This is a genomic window from Comamonas testosteroni, assembly GCF_000761245.1.
Taxonomy (GTDB): domain Bacteria; phylum Pseudomonadota; class Gammaproteobacteria; order Burkholderiales; family Burkholderiaceae_C; genus Comamonas; species Comamonas testosteroni_C.
In genome coordinates this window covers 30,947-49,474 of record NZ_AWOR01000110.1, presented here as the reverse complement: position 1 = coordinate 49,474, position 18,528 = coordinate 30,947, and the positions used below count along the sequence as shown (strand labels likewise).

Annotated in this window: 17 protein-coding genes; 10 read left to right on the top strand and 7 right to left on the bottom strand. The window is 61.2% G+C overall.

From position 1 onward, the window contains the following. Positions 1 to 46: 46 nt before the first annotated feature. The 8 genes from P353_RS26600 to P353_RS26565 all read left to right on the top strand — a co-directional run bounded on the left by P353_RS26600 (position 47) and on the right by P353_RS26565 (position 8,918). Positions 47 to 874 carry a polysaccharide deacetylase family protein gene (locus P353_RS26600; protein WP_034376361.1) on the top strand — a complete coding sequence of 276 codons (828 nt, stop codon included), beginning with the start codon at positions 47 to 49 and terminating at the stop codon, positions 872 to 874. Between the two features lie 21 nt (positions 875 to 895). Next, positions 896 to 1,876, top strand: a complete 981-nt coding sequence (locus tag P353_RS26595) for a sterol desaturase family protein (protein ID WP_034376359.1) — start codon at positions 896 to 898, stop codon at positions 1,874 to 1,876. Between the two features lie 14 nt (positions 1,877 to 1,890). After that, positions 1,891 to 2,778, top strand: a complete 888-nt coding sequence (locus P353_RS26590) for an EI24 domain-containing protein (protein ID WP_034376358.1) — start codon at positions 1,891 to 1,893, stop codon at positions 2,776 to 2,778. Between the two features lie 321 nt (positions 2,779 to 3,099). Further along, positions 3,100 to 4,515 carry a type I glutamate--ammonia ligase gene (gene glnA, locus P353_RS26585; RefSeq protein WP_034376356.1) on the top strand — a complete coding sequence of 472 codons (1,416 nt, stop codon included), beginning with the start codon at positions 3,100 to 3,102 and terminating at the stop codon, positions 4,513 to 4,515. 179 nt (positions 4,516 to 4,694) lie between these two features. Beyond that, positions 4,695 to 5,207, top strand: coding sequence for a hypothetical protein (locus P353_RS26580; protein ID WP_034376354.1), 513 nt, complete (start codon positions 4,695 to 4,697; stop codon positions 5,205 to 5,207). Positions 5,208 to 5,243: 36 nt separating this feature from the next. Beyond that, a complete protein-coding gene (glnL, locus tag P353_RS26575; RefSeq protein WP_034376604.1) occupies positions 5,244 to 6,353 on the top strand; it encodes a nitrogen regulation protein NR(II) in 1,110 nt (369 codons plus the stop codon). 46 nt (positions 6,354 to 6,399) lie between these two features. Beyond that, positions 6,400 to 7,950, top strand: a complete 1,551-nt coding sequence (gene ntrC / locus P353_RS26570; RefSeq protein WP_034376351.1) for a nitrogen regulation protein NR(I) — start codon at positions 6,400 to 6,402, stop codon at positions 7,948 to 7,950. Between the two features lie 200 nt (positions 7,951 to 8,150). Further along, positions 8,151 to 8,918, top strand: coding sequence for a hypothetical protein (locus P353_RS26565; RefSeq protein ID WP_232776943.1), 768 nt, complete (start codon positions 8,151 to 8,153; stop codon positions 8,916 to 8,918). Positions 8,919 to 8,929: 11 nt separating this feature from the next. Here P353_RS26565 and xth read toward each other — a convergent pair whose 3' ends face one another. From xth to P353_RS26545, 4 genes are all read right to left on the bottom strand, one after another. Further along, a complete protein-coding gene (xth, locus tag P353_RS26560) occupies positions 8,930 to 9,706 on the bottom strand; it encodes an exodeoxyribonuclease III (RefSeq protein ID WP_034376346.1) in 777 nt (258 codons plus the stop codon). Between the two features lie 406 nt (positions 9,707 to 10,112). Continuing rightward, positions 10,113 to 11,207, bottom strand: coding sequence for a porin (locus P353_RS26555; RefSeq protein WP_034376602.1), 1,095 nt, complete (start codon positions 11,205 to 11,207; stop codon positions 10,113 to 10,115). A 42-nt stretch (positions 11,208 to 11,249) separates the two neighbouring features. Beyond that, positions 11,250 to 12,851, bottom strand: a complete 1,602-nt coding sequence (locus P353_RS26550) for a sulfatase (RefSeq protein WP_034376343.1) — start codon at positions 12,849 to 12,851, stop codon at positions 11,250 to 11,252. Between the two features lie 11 nt (positions 12,852 to 12,862). After that, positions 12,863 to 13,768, bottom strand: a complete 906-nt coding sequence (locus P353_RS26545) for a tripartite tricarboxylate transporter substrate-binding protein (protein WP_052085030.1) — start codon at positions 13,766 to 13,768, stop codon at positions 12,863 to 12,865. Between the two features lie 191 nt (positions 13,769 to 13,959). Between P353_RS26545 and P353_RS26540 the strand changes: the two genes are divergently transcribed. Both P353_RS26540 and P353_RS26530 read left to right on the top strand, forming a co-directional pair. Next, positions 13,960 to 14,862 carry a LysR family transcriptional regulator gene (locus P353_RS26540; RefSeq protein WP_034376340.1) on the top strand — a complete coding sequence of 301 codons (903 nt, stop codon included), beginning with the start codon at positions 13,960 to 13,962 and terminating at the stop codon, positions 14,860 to 14,862. Positions 14,863 to 15,278: 416 nt separating this feature from the next. Continuing rightward, positions 15,279 to 15,485 (top strand): DUF333 domain-containing protein, encoded by a 207-nt coding sequence (locus tag P353_RS26530; protein ID WP_034376337.1) that lies wholly within the window; start codon positions 15,279 to 15,281, stop codon positions 15,483 to 15,485. A gap of 95 nt (positions 15,486 to 15,580) precedes the next feature. Here P353_RS26530 and P353_RS26525 read toward each other — a convergent pair whose 3' ends face one another. The 3 genes from P353_RS26525 to P353_RS26515 all read right to left on the bottom strand — a co-directional run bounded on the left by P353_RS26525 (position 15,581) and on the right by P353_RS26515 (position 18,320). Then, positions 15,581 to 16,663: a metallophosphoesterase gene (locus P353_RS26525; RefSeq protein WP_034376336.1), complete on the bottom strand. Its 1,083-nt coding sequence runs from the start codon at positions 16,661 to 16,663 to the stop codon at positions 15,581 to 15,583. A 199-nt stretch (positions 16,664 to 16,862) separates the two neighbouring features. Further along, positions 16,863 to 17,366 carry a dihydrofolate reductase gene (locus P353_RS26520; protein WP_034376334.1) on the bottom strand — a complete coding sequence of 168 codons (504 nt, stop codon included), beginning with the start codon at positions 17,364 to 17,366 and terminating at the stop codon, positions 16,863 to 16,865. A 123-nt stretch (positions 17,367 to 17,489) separates the two neighbouring features. Beyond that, positions 17,490 to 18,320: a thymidylate synthase gene (locus P353_RS26515; protein ID WP_034376331.1), complete on the bottom strand. Its 831-nt coding sequence runs from the start codon at positions 18,318 to 18,320 to the stop codon at positions 17,490 to 17,492. Positions 18,321 to 18,528 lie beyond the last annotated feature (208 nt).

The window sequence follows — 18,528 nt, the reverse complement described above, 5'->3', positions numbered from 1 at the left end:
GGCGGGGACGGCCTGGTTTTCGTGTTGACCACCTCAAGGAGGGTGGATGCAAAGACGTTGTTTCATGCTCGGCTCGCTGGTCGGGGGGCTGTCTGCCGCTCCGGCCTTCGCTGTCGAAGCTTCAAAAAAGATAGCTTCAGGCACTTGCTCCAAGGCGGTTTACCTGACTTTTGATACCGGGCATATGGGCATAGCCCAGCTTGTCGCCCAGGTTCTGCAAAAGCACAAGGTTCCCGTCACATTTTTTGCGGCCAATGAGGCCACGAAAGAAGGCGGCAGCAGTCTGGGCGACTTCTGGGCGCCGTGGTGGAAGGCGCGTGCCGACGAAGGTCACCAGCTCGCATCCCATACCTTCGACCATATGTACTGGCTGGCCGATATTCGCGACAAGGCCACGGGCCAGGTCACGCACTTCAAGGTCAAGCCCTCGGCCGGCCCCAGGGCCGGCCAGAGCTTTGTGGTGTCTGCCGATGAATACCGCCAGGAGATTGCCCGCTCCGCCCAGCGGCTGACCCAGATCACGGGCCGCAAGACCTTGCCGCTGTATCGTGCGCCGGGCGGCAAGACATCGCCAGCGCTGATTGCCGCAGCCCAGCAGGGCGGCTTTCAGCATGTGGGCTGGGCGCCGGCAGGCTTTCTGGGCGACGAGCTGCCCAGCGACAAATATCCGAATGAACGCTTGCTGGCCCAGGCACTCAAAAACATAGGCGGCGGCGATATCTTGCTGGCTCACCTGGGCATCTGGTCGCGCCAGGATCCCTGGGCCCCGGCGGTGCTGGAGCCGCTGATCGTCGGTCTGATGGATAAGGGTTTTTGCTTTCGTACGCTGGCCGAGCATCCGGCGTACCAGGGCTGGATTGCGCAGCACCGCTGAGTGCTGCAGGAGGAGTGAGTTGTGGATTGGTTGGTTCAGATGTTTGGTGAGGCGCAGCAACGTCTGTTCGAAGGCGTGGTGCAGCCGTTCCTGTTCCATTTCGGCATGGCGAACCTGCTCGAAGATGGCTATACGGCCACGGGCTGGCTGCTGGTGGGGCTGCTGCAGATAGCGGTCATGGTCGCGGTGATCGTGCCGCTGCAGCGCTGGAGGCCGGTCGAGCCCGTGGTGGACCGTCAGGCGATTCGTGTGGACATCCTCTATACGCTGATTCACCGGCTGGGACTGTTCAGGCTGGCCTTGTTCTTCACGACGGAGCCGCTGTGGAATTCGCTCATGGGCCAGCTCCATGTCTGGGGCTTGCCGGGCTTTCATCTTGACGACCTCTGGCCGGGCGTGACGGACAATGCCTGGGTCAGCTTGCTGATGTATCTGGTGGTCTTCGATCTGGTCGAGTACTGGATTCATCGCGGTCAGCACGGCTTTACGTGGTGGTGGAAGCTGCATGCCGTGCACCACTCGCAGCGCCAGATGACGGTGTGGAGCGACAACCGCAATCACCTGCTCGACGACGTGATCCATGACGCCATCATCGTGCTGGTGGCGCAGCTGATTGGCGTGGCTCCGGGGCAGTTCGTGGCCATCGTGGCCCTGACCCAGCTCAGCGAGAGCTTTCAGCATGCCAATGTGCGCATCTGGTTTGGCCAGCTGGGCGAGCGCCTGTGGATCAGCCCGCGCTTTCACCGCCGCCATCACGCCATCGGTATTGGCCACGAGCCCATGGCGCCGGTGCGCAACAAGAAGGTGCATGGCAACAACTTCGGCGTATTGTTGCCCTGGTGGGACATGTTGTTTGGCACGGCCAACTTTGATCTGCGCTATGACCCCACTGGCATTCGCGATCAAGTGCAAGCGAATGCAAAAGGACAATTGCGCGACTATGGCCGTGGCTTCTGGGCGCAGCAGTGGCTGGCTGTCCTGCGATTGATGGGTCGCGCATAAGTCAATCCTTGAGTATGCTTGCCGGCATGAGCTTGCTACTCGACTCTTTTTGGCGTGCCCTGGCGTATTGCCTGCATAAGCGGGTCATTGTCTGGTCACTCTTGCCGCTGCTGGCCATGGCCTTGATGGCCTGGCTTCTTGGTTACTTCTTCTGGGCCGATGCGGTCCTCAAGGTGCAAGGCCTGCTGGACGGGGTGGGCTGGCTGCATTCCTTGTGGCTATGGCTGCAAGGGCTGGGCCTTGGGTATGCCTCGGAGGTGGTGGCTTCCATTTTTGTTGTGTTGGGAGCAATGCCGGTACTCGTGGTGCTGGTTTTGCTGCTGGTGGGCCTGTTCATGGCACCAGTGCTGACGCAACTGGTGGCCGAGAGGCGCTTTGTCGGGCTTGAGAAAAAGCATGGCGGCTCTACCGTGGCCAGCCTGGTCTGGTCGGGCGGCTCCACGCTGATTGCGCTGCTGGCCCTGTTTGTCACTTTGCCGCTATGGGTGTTCCCGCCGCTGATGCTGGTGGTGGCGCCCCTGATCTGGGGCTGGCTCACCTACAGGGTCATGGCATTTGACGCCTTGTCCGAGCATGCCAGCAAGGATGAGCGCCGGGCCCTGTTTGCCCGTCACCGCATGTCGCTCATTCTGATGGGGGTGATCTGTGGCTATCTGGGCGCAGCACCCGGTGTGGTCTGGATTTCCGGGCTGCTGTTCCTGGCCGCTTTCTGGATTCTGGTTCCGATTGCGATCTGGATCTATGCGCTGGTGTTTGCCTTCTCTGCACTGTGGTTTGCCCACTTCTGTCTGGCGGCGCTGGAGCAGATGAGGGCGCAGACCATGCCGAGTGCCGCTGATCCACAGGTCCCGTTTGCACCTGGTGCAGATGATTCGGATGGTGCAGCTTCGGTGGCTCGCTGAGACGCGTCTGCAGCAGGGCGATCCAGGTGTCATGCACCAAAAACAATCCTATTTCTGATTTGCACCATTCTGGTGCAAATATATTCACCAAGATGGTGCAGTTGTGAGGCGTGCTCTGGCAGTGAGACAATGCGCGTCTGTTTGGTGCAGTTTGCCGATGCAGCTCAGGTAAGTGCTTATGTCTTGTGCCGAATATCTCTACACCAAGGCTCGGTTTCGGTGCGCAGATGTTGTTGTGAGGTGCCGAGGTCGAGTTGGCACGCAAACTGCTAGATACTATTCATTCTTTATTTGATCAGCCAAGTTGGCAGGAGAGATCTAATGGCGAAGACCGTTGCAGACGTGATGCAGATGGTGCAGGATAACGAGGTCAAGTTCGTGGACCTGCGCTTTACCGATACCCGCGGCAAGGAACAGCACGTGACCGTGCCCGTGTCGCACTTCGACGAGGACAAGTTCACCTCGGGCCATGCTTTCGACGGCTCTTCCGTTGCCGGCTGGAAGGGTATCGAAGCCTCGGACATGCAGCTGGTTCCCGATCCCAACACTGCCAATATCGATCCCTTCTTCGAAGAAACCACACTGATTCTGCAGTGCGATGTGATCGAACCCGGTGATGGCAAGGCCTACGACCGCGATCCCCGCTCCATCGCCAAGCGTGCCGAAGCCTATCTGAAGGCCTCCGGCCTGGGCGATACCGCTTACTTCGGTCCCGAACCCGAATTCTTCATCTTCGACGGCGTGCGTTGGGGCACGGAGCCTCACAACCCCTTCTTCGAAATCGAAGAATACGAGGCTCCCTGGAACACTGGCACCAAGTTCGAGACCGGTAACCGTGGTCACCGTCCTCGCGTCAAGGGTGGCTACTTCCCCGTTCCTCCTGTCGACAGCACCCAGGACATGCGTGCAGAGATGTCGCTGCTGCTGGAAGCGGTCGGCATCCCTGTCGAAGTGTTCCACCATGAAGTGGCTGGTGCCGGTCAGAACGAAATCGGCACACGCTTCTCGACCCTGGTCGAGCGTGCCGACTGGACACAGCTGCAGAAGTACATCATCTGGAACGTGGCCAACACCTACGGCAAGACGGCAACCTTCATGCCCAAGCCCTACGCTGGCGATAACGGCTCCGGCATGCATGTGCACCAGTCCGTGTGGAAGGATGGCAAGAACCTGTTTGCAGGCGACGGCTATGCCGGCCTGTCCGACTTCGCCCTGTACTACATCGGCGGCATCATCAAGCACGCTCGTGCACTGAATGCCATCACCAACCCCGGCACCAACAGCTACAAGCGTCTGGTTCCCGGCTTCGAAGCGCCCGTGAAGCTGGCTTACTCGGCCAAGAACCGCTCGGCCTCCATCCGTATTCCTTACGTCAGCAACCCCAAGGGTCGCCGCGTGGAAGCGCGCTTCCCCGATCCTCTGATGAACCCCTACCTGGGTTTCGCAGCCCTGTTGATGGCCGGCCTTGACGGCGTGGAAAACAAGATCCATCCCGGCGAAGCCGCGACCAAGGATCTCTACCACCTGCCTCCCGAAGAAGACAAGCTGGTGCCTACCGTCTGCCACAGCCTGGATCAGGCTCTGGAAGCCCTGGACGCCGATCGTGCGTTCCTGACCAAGGGCGGTGTGTTCTCCGACAGCATGCTGGATGCCTACATCGAGCTGAAGATGGGCGAAGTGACTCGCTATCGCCAGTCGGTGCATCCTGTCGAATACGATATGTACTTCTCGCTGTAAAGCAGAGGTCAAAAAAGGCGGCGCAAGCCGCCTTTTTTATTGAACGCCCGCTGCGGTGGGCGTGGCAGCAAAGGAACCAAACGGGTTGGTGGCGGTCAAGTAGTCAATAAAAGCCGCAGGCTTGGAGCGATACTCAGGGTATTGCGGACTTGCGGCCGCCGCCTGCCTGAGAGGACCGAATGAAGAAGTTTTATGTGTTGTCGTTGCTGTGTCTCGCATCCGGGCTGGTTTCTGCCCAGGATGTGATCTACCGCTGCGGCAATGAGTACACCAACAATGTTTCGCAGGCCAAGGCCAAAGGGTGCAAGCCGGTCGATGGCAGTGGCGTGACGGTGATTCACGGCACCAGAGCCTCGGGGGGCAATGCCGCTGCGGCGCCGGCCAAGCCAAAGCCGGCAAGTGGCTCTGCATCGAGCGCGCCGGCCCCGGCCCGCAGCGACAGTGCCGCTCAGAAAGCGCGTGACTCCGATGCGCGAGCCATCCTGCAAGGCGAACTGAACAAGGCCCAGGCCAGACTGGCCGAGCTGAAGGCAGAGTACAACGATGGCAACCCCGTGCGCACGGCGCTGGAGTTGCGCAATCCTCAGGGCTACCCGGAGCGGGTGGCCAAGCTCAAGGCCGATATCACACGCCAGGAAAGTGATGTCGCAGGCATCAAGCGAGAGCTGGACCGGCTGCCTGCGGTCAACTAATCCGCCCCCTGGGGCTGGTCATTTTTGGTCTATCGCATGAGTTCCACTGCAGCCCCGCTCCCCGATATCTCCAGGCCTGATCCGGATCAGGCCAATGCCAACGGCTACCAATCGCTGGACTGGCTTTGCACCTTGATTGCCGTGCTTGACGAGTACGGCATGGTGCGCTTTGTCAATGCGGCGCTGGAAAATGCCCTGGGCCAGTCGCGCCGCATCATGGTGGGCAGCGACTTCGCCACCTGCTTTGCCGAGCCTGCCTTGCTGGACAAAGCGCTCAGTGGCGCCCGTTCCAACGACTTTGCTGCGCTGCGTTTCGAAGCCAGCCTGCTGCGTCTGGGGCAGGAACCCCTGCCGATTCACGCGGCTGTTTCGCTGGCCGAGAAGGCCGGCCATGTCATGGTGGAGATGTGGCCGCTGGAACAGCAGGCTCGTCAGGATCGCGAGGAACGCATCCGAGAGCAGGCTCTGGCGAACAAGGAGCTGATTCGCAATCTGGCGCACGAGATCAAGAATCCGCTGGGCGGCATTCGCGGCGCAGCCCAGCTGCTGCAGATGGATCTGGTCACGCCCGAGCTGCTGGAATACACCACGGTCATCATTCACGAGGCCGATCGCCTGCAGGCGCTGGTGGACAGGTTGCTGGCCCCGCATCGCCACCCGCATGAGGTGGGCGACGTCAATATTCACGAGGTCTGCGAGCGCGTGCGCTCACTGGTGCTGGTCGAGCACCCCCAGGGGCTCAAGATCACGCGTGACTATGACATCTCCATCCCCGAGTTCAGAGGCGACAGCGCACAGCTGATACAGGCCTTGCTCAATATCGTTCAGAACGCGGCCCAGGCGCTGGGGCGGCGCATTGCAGAGGGCGATGCCGAGATCATTCTGAGGACGCGTGTGGCCAGACAGGTCACTCTGGGGCGCGAGCGCTACAGATTGGCACTGGAATTGCATGTAATCGACAACGGGTCAGGCGTGCCAGATGCCATCAAGGAACGGATTTTCTATCCTTTGGTTTCGGGCAGAGACGGCGGATCCGGCCTGGGTCTGACGCTGGCTCAGACCTTTGTGCAGCGTCACCATGGCCTGATCGAATGCGAGAGCCAGCCGGGGAGGACGGATTTCCGAATCCTGATACCTCTGCCATAAAGCCTGACATTATCAATATGCAGAAGAAGGGAAGGATGTTGCACGAATGAAGCCAATCTGGATTGTGGACGACGACCCTTCCATCCGCTTTGTGCTTGAAAAAGCATTGGGGCGTGAAGGCTGGCCCATTCGCAGCTTTACCCAGCCGCGCGATGTGCTCAAGGCCCTGGCTGATGTGGACAACAGCGATCCCGAGCGTCAAGCTCCACAGGTGCTGGTCAGCGATATACGCATGCCTGGCGGCTCGGGCCTTGAGCTGCTGGAGCAGGTCAGGGCGCAGCAGCCCGGGCTGCCGATGATCATCATGACGGCCTATTCCGATCTGGACAGTGCAGTCTCGGCATTCCAGCGCGGGGCCTTCGAGTATCTGCCCAAGCCATTTGATGTCCCCAAGGCCGTGGAGTTGATCCGGCGCGCCGTGGAGGAAAGCCAGCGCGAGGAGGTGGCCGATGTGCAGGCACCGGTGCAGGCGGAAATGCTGGGTCAGGCACCTGCCATGCAGGACGTGTTTCGTGCCATCGGCAGACTGAGCCAGAGTCATGTCACGGTGCTGATCACCGGGGAGTCCGGCGCCGGCAAGGAGCTGGTGGCACGAGCGCTGCACAAGCATTCTCCGGTTGCTGGTGGACCGTTTGTGGCCATCAATACCGCCGCCATTCCGAAAGACCTGCTGGAGTCCGAACTGTTCGGTCACGAGCGCGGCGCCTTTACCGGCGCGCAGACCCAGCGCAGGGGGCGTTTCGAGCAGGCCGAAGGCGGTACGCTGTTTCTCGATGAAATCGGCGACATGCCGTTCGAGCTGCAGACGCGTCTGCTGCGGGTGCTCTCCGACGGTCACTTCTACCGGGTTGGCGGACATCAGGCCGTCAAGGCCCATGTTCGAGTGATTGCCGCGACCCATCAGGACCTGGAGCTGCGCGTCAAGGACGGCGCTTTCCGCGAGGACTTGTTCCATCGTCTGAATGTGATCCGCCTGCGCCTGCCCGCGCTGCGCGAGCGCAAGGAGGATGTGCCCATGCTGACCCAGCATTTCCTGCAGCAAAGCGCGCGTCAGCTGGGGGTGGAGCCCAAACGCATGAGCACTGCCGCCATGAGCCGCCTGCAGACCTTCAACTTTCCGGGCAATGTGCGCCAGCTGGAAAACATCTGTCACTGGTTGACCGTCATGGCTCCGGCCCAGCAGATTGCACTCAAGGACTTGCCGCCCGAAGTGCTGGGCAGCTCTGCATCGGTGAACACAGCAGTCTTTGCCGGTGCCTTGAGCAGTGGTGTGGGCCTGGACCAGTCCAAGGCAAACCTGCCTGAGGCGGCAGCCATGTCCGTGCCTGGCACTGCGCCAACGCCTTTGACCGAAGCGCCGGCATTGACCGAGGGCTGGCTGGAAGGGTTGGGCAAGCAGGCCGAGGAACTGTTGTCGCAAGGCCACCACGATGTATGGGATCAGCTGTCCCATCAGTTCGAGGCACAGTTGCTGCGAACGGCTCTGGCAGCCACGCATGGTCGCAGGGTGGAGGCTGCAAGCCGACTGGGAATTGGCCGCAACACCATTACCCGAAAGCTGCAGGAGCTGGGGCTGGAAAACGAAAATTTCGACTGAAGCAGTGCAGTGGTCACTCGCTCTCGCGGTGGGCTTGATCCGTCCTACATGGTGCAATCACGGTTGACGACATGAGGCAGATGGCGCAGGGATAACAATCAGCAGGCCTTTTGTTGATTGGACTGTTTGCGTTGTCTGCCTTGCCTTTATCCATCTCTTTCCCGCCTGCACCGGGGTCTTTCCCGCGGGATGCGAGCGCCTTGTCGCCATTGCTGCAGATGCCGGAGGCCGAGGAGGCCTTCTGGCACGAGCGCTATATGTGCGAGCCTTACTTCGTCCCGGGGCGTGGCTTTGATCAGTATTACCCCGCCTATCTGCTGGGCTGGCAGGCCGGCAGATATCGGGCCCGGCAGACGGCTTCGGGGGGGAGCAGGAGTTTCGAATCCCTGGAGGCCGAGCTGCGCCAGCATTGGTCGGAGCATTGCGGGGGCAGTCTGCTGGACTGGTCTCAGGTCAGAGCAGCCGTCAAGGCAGCCTGGCGCCGTGCAATTGTTCCACCCGCGTCCAAGCCTTGCGCGGAGGCCGTACTGGGCCAGATGGCGAAGAACAGTCTTGCTCTGGCGTTACAGGCAGGACTGCGTTTTGCACAAAGCTCCAGACTGTTCTTGACCACCGCGGACTCCAGCATGGCTGTCGATGCCCTGCGCCGCTTCTCGCAGGATTCACACAAGCTGGTTTCCGAGCTGGAGGAGCTGCTTGATGGTGTTGCGGTGGCCCCGCGATCCATGGCCTTGGATGAGGGTGGTCTGCTGCAGCGAGTGCGCAAGACCTGGCTTGACTACCTGGGGGAGACGGTGGCCGAAACCTGGCTGGATGTGCTGCGGCGCTTGCAGACCTGGCTGGAGCGCACCGAGCACACTGTTCAGCTGGATTTGCCTGCCAAAGTCGCCAAGCTGCTCAAACGCCATGTGATGCTGTTGCGCGGCCAGCTGCAGGCCCTGCAGTGGCTCAGCCATGGCGCGGCCTGAGCCGTCGGGCTTCAGTCCAGCGTGACGATCACGGGGGCGTGGTCGCTGGGCTGCTTGTTCTTGCGCGGAGCGCGGTCCACGCTGCAGGCGCTGACCTTGCTCTTGAGAGCCTCGCTGACCAGAATATGGTCGATGCGCAGGCCGCGATTCTTCTGAAAGCCCAGCATGCGGTAGTCCCACCAGGAGTAGCTTTTCTCCGGTTGCTCGAACATGCGGAAGGCATCGCTCAAGCCCAGTTGCAGCAGACGCTGGAAATGGTCGCGCTCTTGCACCGTGTGGTGGATCGTGTCCTTGAGGCCGACGGGGTCGTAGGAGTCGCGATCTTCGGGAGCCACGTTGAAGTCCCCCACCAGCACCAGGCGCGGATGCTGGGCCATCTGGCTCTGGATCCAATCGTGCAGTGCCTGCAACCAGTGCATCTTGTAGGCAAATTTTTCCGAGCCAGGTTCCTGGCCGTTGACGAAGTAGCCGTTGATCAGACGAATCTCGCCGTTTGGCGAATCTATGGTCGTGGCAATGATGCGGGCCTGTTCGTCGTCAAGCCCGGGGATGTTGCGCACCACATCGCGCCCCGGCTCGCGCGTGATCCAGGCCACGCCGTTATAGGTCTTCTGGCCGTGGCTGACAGCCTTGTAGCCAGCTTCCTCGAACGCCATGTGCGGGAACTTGTCGTCGGTGAGCTTGAGCTCCTGCAGGCCCAGCGCATCGACGGGGTTGGCGGCAAGCCAGTCCAGCACCTGCGGCAGTCGTACGGACAAGGAGTTCACATTCCAGGTGGCAATTTTCATTGTCATATAAGCCCACTTGATTTCAATGGGTTGCGTATCTGATTCTTAGGTTTCTAGCTCTGGCTACCCAGCTAGCTACCCAAAAAAGGTGTTCAAAAAATGGTCGTGCTTTCAGCTCCTTCTATCGTATCAGCCACATAGTTCCCGCTGAGCGAGCGCGTTTTGGAATAAGGCGGCCAAGTTGCAGTCGCAAGCCTATGAGTGCTGAACATGCCTTTGAGCCGTCGCACATGTGCCATCACCTGCACGTGCTGTGCCTTGCCGGTGTCACAGCCAGAGTGCGATCAGGCTACGCACACGCTCCAGGGCCTTGACGGCTTGTACCAGCGAGGTGATTGAGCCATGTCACAGCGACAAGGCTGGTTCGGCATCTCCGTCAGGCTCGTATGTGGGCGAGTGCCATTGGCTAAAACATATGACGGATACCGACGCCAAAGCCTGTCTGGTTGATTCCGGCGACCGGCAGGCTGCCAGCCTGGCCGCTGCTAGCGCTGAATGTGGCATTGCCGCTGTTCTTCATGTGTCCCAGTGACGCATAGGCGGCGGTTCGTTTGGAGAAGTGGTAGGTGCCACGCAGCACCATGAACTGGCCTTTGTCGCTATTGGACTTGTACTGGAGCCGGTAGTACTGGGTGTCGAAAGTCCATGCCCCTGCGGGATATGAAAGGCCGACGAACCACAGGTCGCTGCGGGGGGAGACCCTGTAGCCATCGTTGTCGCGGCGCAGAAATCCCGCTCCAATCTTGATTCCGTTGAATTTCACATAACCGTTGAGCATGGTGCGCTTGTCGCTCATGCTGCTTTGGCTTAGACCACCAAATGCACCTGAGCTCCCCTTCAGCACGTCATGAGCCAGCGCAGTCCCCCAACTGGCGGAGTCGTACTTGAGCAACATCGACCATTCGCGGCAAGCGTTCCTGTCGGTGCCACTCTCACCGGCACAATTTGTGCCGGCGGGGCTAGGGCCGGCATTGACCGTATCGCGCCCAAAGCTGTAGGTCATGCCCACGGTCAGTCCTGAGAATGTGCCCTTGTAGGAGATGGCGTTGTCGGCGCGTGCATTCGGAAAATAGCTGTCGAAGTTCGCAATGCTGTGCATACCCGGCCCGATGACATCGGCGTCATGCATCGACCAAAACAGCATCGTGTACTGCCGGCCCAGGCCAACCTGACCCCAGGGGCCGTTTAGGCCAACAAACGACTGTCGCCCAAACCCGCGCCCACCTTGGTTCAAGACGCCCGAATCAGGTGCGATGCCCATTTCGAGAACGAACTGGGCACTTATTCCGCCACCCAAATCTTCACGGCCACGAAATCCCAGCCTGGATGGAATGTTGCCCGCATTGCTGGGGATGCGCGTGAGCCCAGAGCCAGTGGCACCCACATGGTTGATGTGCTCGACAGCGGTGTCGAGCAACCCATAGATTGTGATGTTTGGTTGGGCATGACAGGCGCCTCCCACCCACAGGAATGCAGCGGCACAGAAAAATTGCTTGTTCATCGGGGTCTCCTCCAGCATTGCGGTCCAACGTCCGCACGCACCTCAGGCGATAGCCGTCGGCAGTGGCGAGCAATCAGCCTGTTCGCTGAGCTCCATCAGCAGCTGCATACACAGCTGTCCGCGCTCGGCAGCGCGCTCATGCCACAGGTTGTGTTGCTCGAGCGGATCGGCGTGCAGGTCGTAGAGCTCGCACAGCTCGGGCAAGTTGCTCAAGGTCAGGCGCCATTCTTCGCTGACGAGGCTGCGAAGGCGGTAGCGGCGCGTTCTTCCGTGCGGCAGCACCACGGGCTCGCTTTCGACAATGACACCAGGGCGCGATGGGACTGTTTGAGACTGCCCGTCCAGCCAGGGCAGCAGATTGAGTCCCTGGATCCCGTTGTAGGGGGCGAGCCCGCAGCGCGCCAGCACGGTCTTGGCAATGTCGATGGTTCCGGATGGCAGCTCCAGGACTGGAGGAGCTGCCCGGCTGCATGGGTCCTTCCAGATGAAGGGTACGCGCGTGAGCCCACTGAAATGCATGGCACCCTTGAGCACGATGCCATGGTCGCCCATCATGTCGCCGTGGTCGCTGGTGAAGATGATGACCGTGTCGTCCTCTATGCCCAACTCCTGAAGAGTCTGGAGTAACTGCCCGACCTGCTCGTCGATCATGCTGACCATGCCGTAGGTCAGGGCCAGCGTTTCCTTGCATTCACGGCTGGTTACGGCATAGGCGCCGTAACCCTCGCGGGAGCCTCCCTCTTTGGTGTAACGATGAACGTCGACCAGCAGTTGAGAGTTGCCGGGCTTGCCGAAGCTGGGCGGCAATGGCATGTCCTCAGGCTCGTACATATCCCAGAACCGTCCCGGAGGGGTGAATGGATGGTGCGGATCAGGAAAGGACAGGTTGAGAAAGAACGGCTTGCCGGACGAGCCTTGCACATGCTTTCTGAGCCAATCGCAGCCGCGCTCCCCCACCCAGGCCGAGGGGTACAGCTCCTCGGGCATGGCCGTGCGCCATGCCTGCGGCGCGCTGTAGCCTGGCGAAGGTAGGGCGTTGGCACGGCCGCGCAGACTGTCGGGTGTAGGGTGGCGCTGGGCCAGCCAGCGGGCGTAGTCACCGTCGACCTGGTCGCCGTGGAACGTAGCCAGCTCCACATGTTCGAAGCCGTAGTAAGGCGTGGTCACCGCCATGCGCTTGCCACTGCGCCAATCGGGCGTCCATTCGTTCATATATCCGTCGCCGTCACGCTGGCGCTTTCGTGCGTCCAGTAGCTCAAGCGGCGGCGCGACACCTTGGTCACCATGGCTCCAGCGACGGCGTGCCGGGCCGTCATAGCCAAAAGACTGCAGGTGAGACTTGCCTATGAGTGCCGTGGCATAGCCTCCTGCGCGCAGCAGCTCCACAAAGGTCGTGTGATCGCGCGAGAGGCTGATGCCGTTGTGCACCACGCCATGCAGCGATGGCAGCCGTCCGGTCATCAGCGTGGCGCGATTGGACATGCAGGTGGTGCTGGCAGCGTGAAAGTTACTGGCGCGTACGCCGGTGCGGGCCAGGCGGTCGATGTTCGGCGTCCTCAGCAGCGTGTTGCCTGCGCAGCCCAGGTGGTCGGCACGCTGCTGGTCGGTGACGATCAGCAGCACGTTGGGAGTCTTGTTCGTCATGGGGCCGGCTTTCAGTCGGCAGTGATGCCAAGTTCTTTCACAAGCTTGCCGTAGCGCTTGTAGTCGGTGCGGGTCTTTTCGGCGAAAGCGCTGCGTGACTGGTTTTCCACGCTCTGGTACAGGTTTCTGAACTGGGCTGCGACCTCGGGCTTGGCCAAAATCTCGCGCAAGGTCTTGTTGATATCGTCAGCCAGCGCCGGCTCCATGTTGCGGGGGCCATAGACGCCGAAGGAAATGTCGACCTCCACCCCTGCAAAGCCTTGCTCCTGCATGGTTGGCAAGCTGGGCAGAAAAGAGCTGCGGGCCTTGTCTGCCACGGCCAGCGGTACCAGGCGCCCCGCATCGATCAGGGGCTTGGCAACAGGCATGCCGAGGAAGGTCAGCATCACATGGCTGCCCAGCACGTCGTTGATCGCCGGTGTCGTACCTTTGTAGGGCACATGGCGCAATTGCACGCGAGCTACCTTGTTGAACAGCTCGCCCACGATATGCATGGGAGACCCATTGCCCGAGGTGGCGTAGCCCAGGTCGGGCTGTGTCTTCGCCATCCGGGCTACATCGCCCGCCGTTTTTGCACCGAGTCTGGGGTTGGCGAGCATCAGCATGGAGGCTGATGAGAGCAGCGCGATCGGAGTGTAGTCCTTGACGACGTCGGCATGCTGCCCGCCCGCCGGCAGCACGTGAGGGACCATGGTGAAGGTATTCGGTGTCACCAGCAGGGTGTGGCCGTCGGCCTCTGCGCGGGCTACGGAGTCGTTGCCCAGGTTGCCCGACGCACCCGCCCTGTTCACCACGATGACGGGATTTTTCCAGCGCGCTTGAAGCTGGGGCGCCAACAGGCGCGCTATCTGGTCGGGAGCTCCTCCTGGCGGGAACGAGACGACCAAGGTAATGGGCCTGTCCGGATGTGTGGGCATGCCGGCTTGCGCGGCCGCGCCCCAAGCTGCCCCGCCGAGGCCGAGGCAAAGGGGGAGTAATAGTTGTCCAAGCAGGTGGGGCATCTGTGTGTCTCCGGCGATTTTGAATGTTTGCCGAACTTTACTTAGCGCCCGCGTGCTGTCACAGTAGGTGAGAGATTGAAACAGCTTCAAGCAGAATTTGTAAATCCATGGACAGGCTTAGACTCATCACCACATTCATGAACGTGGCTGAGGCAGAGAATTTCAGCCGTGCCGCGCAATCGCTGCACCTGACGCCACAGGCTGTGAGTCTGCAAATATCACAGCTCGAATCGTGGTTGGGCGTGCGCCTGTTCCACCGCTCCACGCGCCGCATGGCATTGACGGAAGACGGCCGTGTGTTCTATGAACGTTGCCGCGTCGGTCTTCAGTCGATCGACCAGGGAGAGCGTGAGTTGCGCGAGCGCGCAAGCGGCATCACCGGCTCGATCAAGGTGGCCTCAAGCCTGAGTCTCGGGCAATTGCTGGTGGCGCCACTGCTGGCACAGTTCAATGAAAGCTATCCCGATATCCGCATCGAACTCGTGACACAGAACCCCTGGCCCGACACGGTGGACCTGGGCATGGACATCGGTGTAATCGGCGGGCCACTGCTCAACGTATCGTTGGTCGCGCGCAGAGTCGGGCGCTTCACTCACATGCTCTGCGCCGCGCCTGCTTATCTGGCCGCCAAGGGGACACCCAAGAGCCCGCAGGAACTGCTGCAGCACTGCTGCATCGGCCTGAGGCACCCACGCACCAACCGCATCTGGCCCTGGACCTTTCAATCGGCGCGCCGGCAGACGATGCTGGAGCCGCCGTTCTCCTTCATCACGCAGGACCCTGCCGTGCAGCGGCACCTCGTGCTGCAGGGGGCCGGCATCGGCCAGCTGACAGATTACTTTGCGCGACCTCTCATAGCCAGCGGAGCGCTGGTAGAGCTCCCCCTCGGCTACAGCGGCCCTCGTCTGGACGTACATGTTTTCATTCCCCAGCGCGAACACACGCCCCGGCGCATCAAGTTGCTCAATGACTTCCTCTATGAAAAGCTCAAGCAGTTCTTTCACGGCTAAAAGACGAAGGAGAGAGGCCCTGGTCGATAGCGAGGGCTGCAGATACAGGAGTGGGAGTACACCAGAATAGGTATCTGGTGCATCAATGCTGTGCACGCAAATGGTGAGTTCGGGCATGTTCCTCGCTGTGAAACTCACGCGAGCTGGACACCTCTCCAACCACCCGACAGGCGAGCCTGCCAACGGTCCACGGGGGGCTGTGGCGATCCAAATCTGGTTCAGCCTGTGGCTGCCAGCAGATCAAGATCTGGTGCAGGCAAGGTGGTCTGCAGCGATCCCTTTCAGGGCTTCGGGAGGCTGGACTTTCTGGAGGGACATGGTCTTTCTTGATGCCTTCGGAAAGCAAATTGCTCACAAGCGGGCCTGCAGGGGTTTGCTACATTGAGCCCATGAAACATGCTTCAAGCCTGGCAGGGATGATGATCGTCGTGGCGGCAGCCGGTGGCTGCGCGCAATCGGTTTCCGTCAATTTCGGCAACCCCTCGGAAGTCAACTGCAAGAAACAGGGCGGCGTGCTGCGCACCGAGAAGGGGACGGATGCCGATCGAAATACCTGCGTGCTGCCTGACGGCTCTGCTTTTGAGGAGTGGGTGCAGCACGCGCGGCAGCCGCCCGCGAAATAGGTCTAGGCCCGGACCTGGCTTCAGGCAGCGGCAAGGCGCTGCTCAGGCCGCAGCTGTCTTGATGCCGCAGGGGCTGGCAGGCGTGGAAGATGGCTTCAATCGCGCAGCACCGCGGAGTGCTCGAAATTCTCCGATATGGCCTGTGCGCCGTCGTCAAAGACCAGTACGCGCTCGGGCCAGCGCATGGCGGCGAGCTTGCTGCGCTGCACGGGGTTGTCGCCGCGCAGGCGGTCCAGCCAGCGCGCTCCTACCGAATAGTCCACGCAGAACACATTGCCGCGCAGGCCGTGCCATGACAGCGGGGGCGTCGCGCCAAACAGGTTTTCAAACTGCGAGCCATGCGCCGGTGCGTCGGCCGGGCGCAGGCGGCGCCAGTAGTGGCCGACGATGACGGCGGGCGCTTCTTCATATTCATTCCACCAGCCCACGCGTTCGACAAAACGCCATTTGCCGCCCGCGTAAAAGGGGTTGCGGCATTCGCGCTCCACGCCGGCCGTCAGCACCTTCAAAGGGTTGACCATGGCCTTGTTGAGTTCGTTTTCGCTGTGCGCTTGCAAAAAGGGGGGCTCGTGGCGGTAGTCTTCCAGGTTGTAAGGCCAGCTCTGTTCTTCCTGGCGCATGCGCTCGGCCACGCATTGGGCGACGGACTGTTCTTCGGCAATCGTCTCGAAGTGGTCGTAGGCAGCGCGTGCGCTGCCGCTGGGCAGCTGGCGAATCATGGCAATTTGCTCGGGTCGCCAGGCGGCGTGAACAATGCGCAGGTCCTCGCGCTCCAGCGCGATCGGCAGCTGACCGAGCCGCTCTAGCATGGCGGGAATCTGCTCGGCTGGCATGCGTGCAAAAGGCGCGTACTTGGGCTGATCGGAGTCGATGCGGCTGTCGAAGAACCAGCCCGAGCCATCCTTGGCATCTTCGCGCAGCAGATTGATTTCGTGGTTGCCCAGCACCGCATGGGCCGTGCCCGAGGCCAGCATGGCGCCGACCAGCGCCAGCACCGAAGGGCTGTCCGGCCCACGGTCGCAGAAGTCGCCGACAAACACCAGTCGCCGTCCTTCGGGGTGATGGCCCTGCAGGTCGTAGCCCAGATGGCCCAGCAATTGCACCAGCGCGGCATATTCGCCGTGGATATCGCCAACGATATCGAGGGCGCCAGGAGGCAGGGGCTGGACTAGGCTCATGATGAAGGGCGATAGGCTTGCGGGGTTGGAGGGCTCAGGCTGCAGCGGGCTGCCATGCCATTGTCATACGGCAGTCATGCAGTGAAGCTGACAATTGTTGCAATGCAGCACCGCGAGGGCAAGAGAGTTTTGTCTCGTGCCGGACTGCAGGCCGGCCGATGCCGATGCGATAGCGCACGGCACGAGCCCGGGACAAGGCTCAGCCCCGGCGCTCGAAGCGCACAAAGCAGTAGGGCAGGCCATTGGCAGAGACATGTTCGCTGCGGCTCACGGCCTGCCACTGCGCGCCCAGTTCGGGGGCAAAGGCATCGCCTTCGAAGTCGCGGCCGATTTCGGTCACTTCCACGGCATCGGCCAGCGGCAGGGCCTGGGCATAGATCTGCGCGCCGCCGATGACCCAGACGTCTGGCGAGAGCTTGCGGCCCAGCTCCAGCGCTTCGGGCAGGCTGGCTGCGCGCAGGACCTGCTCGGATGCCGGCTCGGCTTGCCAGTCGGTCTGGCGGGTGACGATGATATTGCTGCGGCCCGGCAGGGGGCGAAAGCGCGCAGGCAGCGAGTCCCAGGTCTTGCGGCCCATGATGACGGCGCAGCCCCGGGTCAGTTCCTTGAAATGCGCCATGTCTTCCGGCAGGTGCCAGGGCATGGTGTTGTCCTTGCCGATGACGCCGTTGGCTGCGCGGGCGTAGATGAGTTGAATGGCCATAGCTATCAATAAAGAAGCTGCTAGCGCTTGTCAGTTATGGATTTCAGATATGAAAGTACCTGAAATCATTTGAGGTAGGGCGAAAGCAGCTTTGATTTTTATAGTGATCCGGAGAGGCGCAGCTCAGACCGCCACAGGCGCCTTGATGCCGGCATGGTGCTGATAGTCCAGCACTTCGAAGTCTTCGTACTCGTAGCCGAAGATGGAGTCTGGCTTGCGCTTGATGTTCAGCGTCGGATAGGCGAAGGGCTGTCGCGACAGCTGGGTCTGCACCTGCTCGAAGTGGTTGTTGTAGATGTGGCAGTCGCCGCCGGTCCAGATGAAGTCGCCCACTTCCAGGCCGCATTGCTGGGCCAGCATATGGGTCAGCAGCGCGTAGCTGGCGATGTTGAAGGGCACGCCCAGGAAGATATCGGCGCTGCGCTGGTAGAGCTGGCAGCTGAGCTTGCCGTCGGCCACATAGAACTGGAAGAAGGAATGGCACGGCATGAGCGCCATCTGGTCCAGCTCGGCCACGTTCCAGGCGCTGACGATGATGCGGCGGCTGTCGGGATTGCTCTTGAGCTGCTTGACGACTTCGGCAATCTGGTCGACATGCGTGCCGTCGGCCTTGGGCCAGCTGCGCCATTGCACGCCATACACCGGACCCAGGTCGCCGGTTTCCTTGTCGGCCCACTCGTCCCAGATGGTGCAGCCGCGCTCCTGCAGCCACTTCACGTTGCTGTCGCCGCGCAGAAACCACAGCAGCTCCAGAATGATGGACTTCAGGTGCACCTTCTTGGTGGTGACCAGGGGGAAGCCTTCATTGAGGTTGAAGCGCATCTGATAGCCGAACACGCTGCGCGTGCCCGTGCCCGTGCGGTCGGTCTTGGACGCGCCGTGCTCGAACACATGGCGCATAAAGGTTTCGTACTGGCAGCGCACGGGGCGCAGGGTGCAGGTGCTGGAGTTCATGGTGCAAAAAGCGGTCAAAGACTTGCAAAGACTGGCTGTGCCGTCAGCGTACACAAGGTGCCGCTGCTCTTGAAGAGGGTGGGCCCGCAGGGCCGCGATAGCCGAAGTGTGCCACGGGCCGGGGCATGCCGAGTTGCCCGCTGTCAATGACCCGTCCTGCTGTCCTGTCAGCCTCAAATCTGCCGCAGCTGGACTCACAATGTCATGG

Coding starts and splice junctions, on each gene's coding strand:
- P353_RS26600 (WP_034376361.1), top strand. CDS start 47: ATGCAAAGACGTTGTTTCATGCTCGGCTCGCTGGTCGGGGGGCTGTCT.
- P353_RS26590 (WP_034376358.1), top strand. CDS start 1,891: ATGCTTGCCGGCATGAGCTTGCTACTCGACTCTTTTTGGCGTGCCCTG.
- glnA (WP_034376356.1), top strand. CDS start 3,100: ATGGCGAAGACCGTTGCAGACGTGATGCAGATGGTGCAGGATAACGAG.
- P353_RS26580 (WP_034376354.1), top strand. CDS start 4,695: ATGAAGAAGTTTTATGTGTTGTCGTTGCTGTGTCTCGCATCCGGGCTG.
- glnL (WP_034376604.1), top strand. CDS start 5,244: ATGAGTTCCACTGCAGCCCCGCTCCCCGATATCTCCAGGCCTGATCCG.
- ntrC (WP_034376351.1), top strand. CDS start 6,400: ATGAAGCCAATCTGGATTGTGGACGACGACCCTTCCATCCGCTTTGTG.
- xth (WP_034376346.1), bottom strand. CDS start 9,706: ATGAAAATTGCCACCTGGAATGTGAACTCCTTGTCCGTACGACTGCCG.
- P353_RS26555 (WP_034376602.1), bottom strand. CDS start 11,207: ATGAACAAGCAATTTTTCTGTGCCGCTGCATTCCTGTGGGTGGGAGGC.
- P353_RS26550 (WP_034376343.1), bottom strand. CDS start 12,851: ATGACGAACAAGACTCCCAACGTGCTGCTGATCGTCACCGACCAGCAG.
- P353_RS26545 (WP_052085030.1), bottom strand. CDS start 13,768: ATGCCCACACATCCGGACAGGCCCATTACCTTGGTCGTCTCGTTCCCG.
- P353_RS26540 (WP_034376340.1), top strand. CDS start 13,960: ATGGACAGGCTTAGACTCATCACCACATTCATGAACGTGGCTGAGGCA.
- P353_RS26530 (WP_034376337.1), top strand. CDS start 15,279: ATGATGATCGTCGTGGCGGCAGCCGGTGGCTGCGCGCAATCGGTTTCC.
- P353_RS26525 (WP_034376336.1), bottom strand. CDS start 16,663: ATGAGCCTAGTCCAGCCCCTGCCTCCTGGCGCCCTCGATATCGTTGGC.
- P353_RS26520 (WP_034376334.1), bottom strand. CDS start 17,366: ATGGCCATTCAACTCATCTACGCCCGCGCAGCCAACGGCGTCATCGGC.
- P353_RS26515 (WP_034376331.1), bottom strand. CDS start 18,320: ATGAACTCCAGCACCTGCACCCTGCGCCCCGTGCGCTGCCAGTACGAA.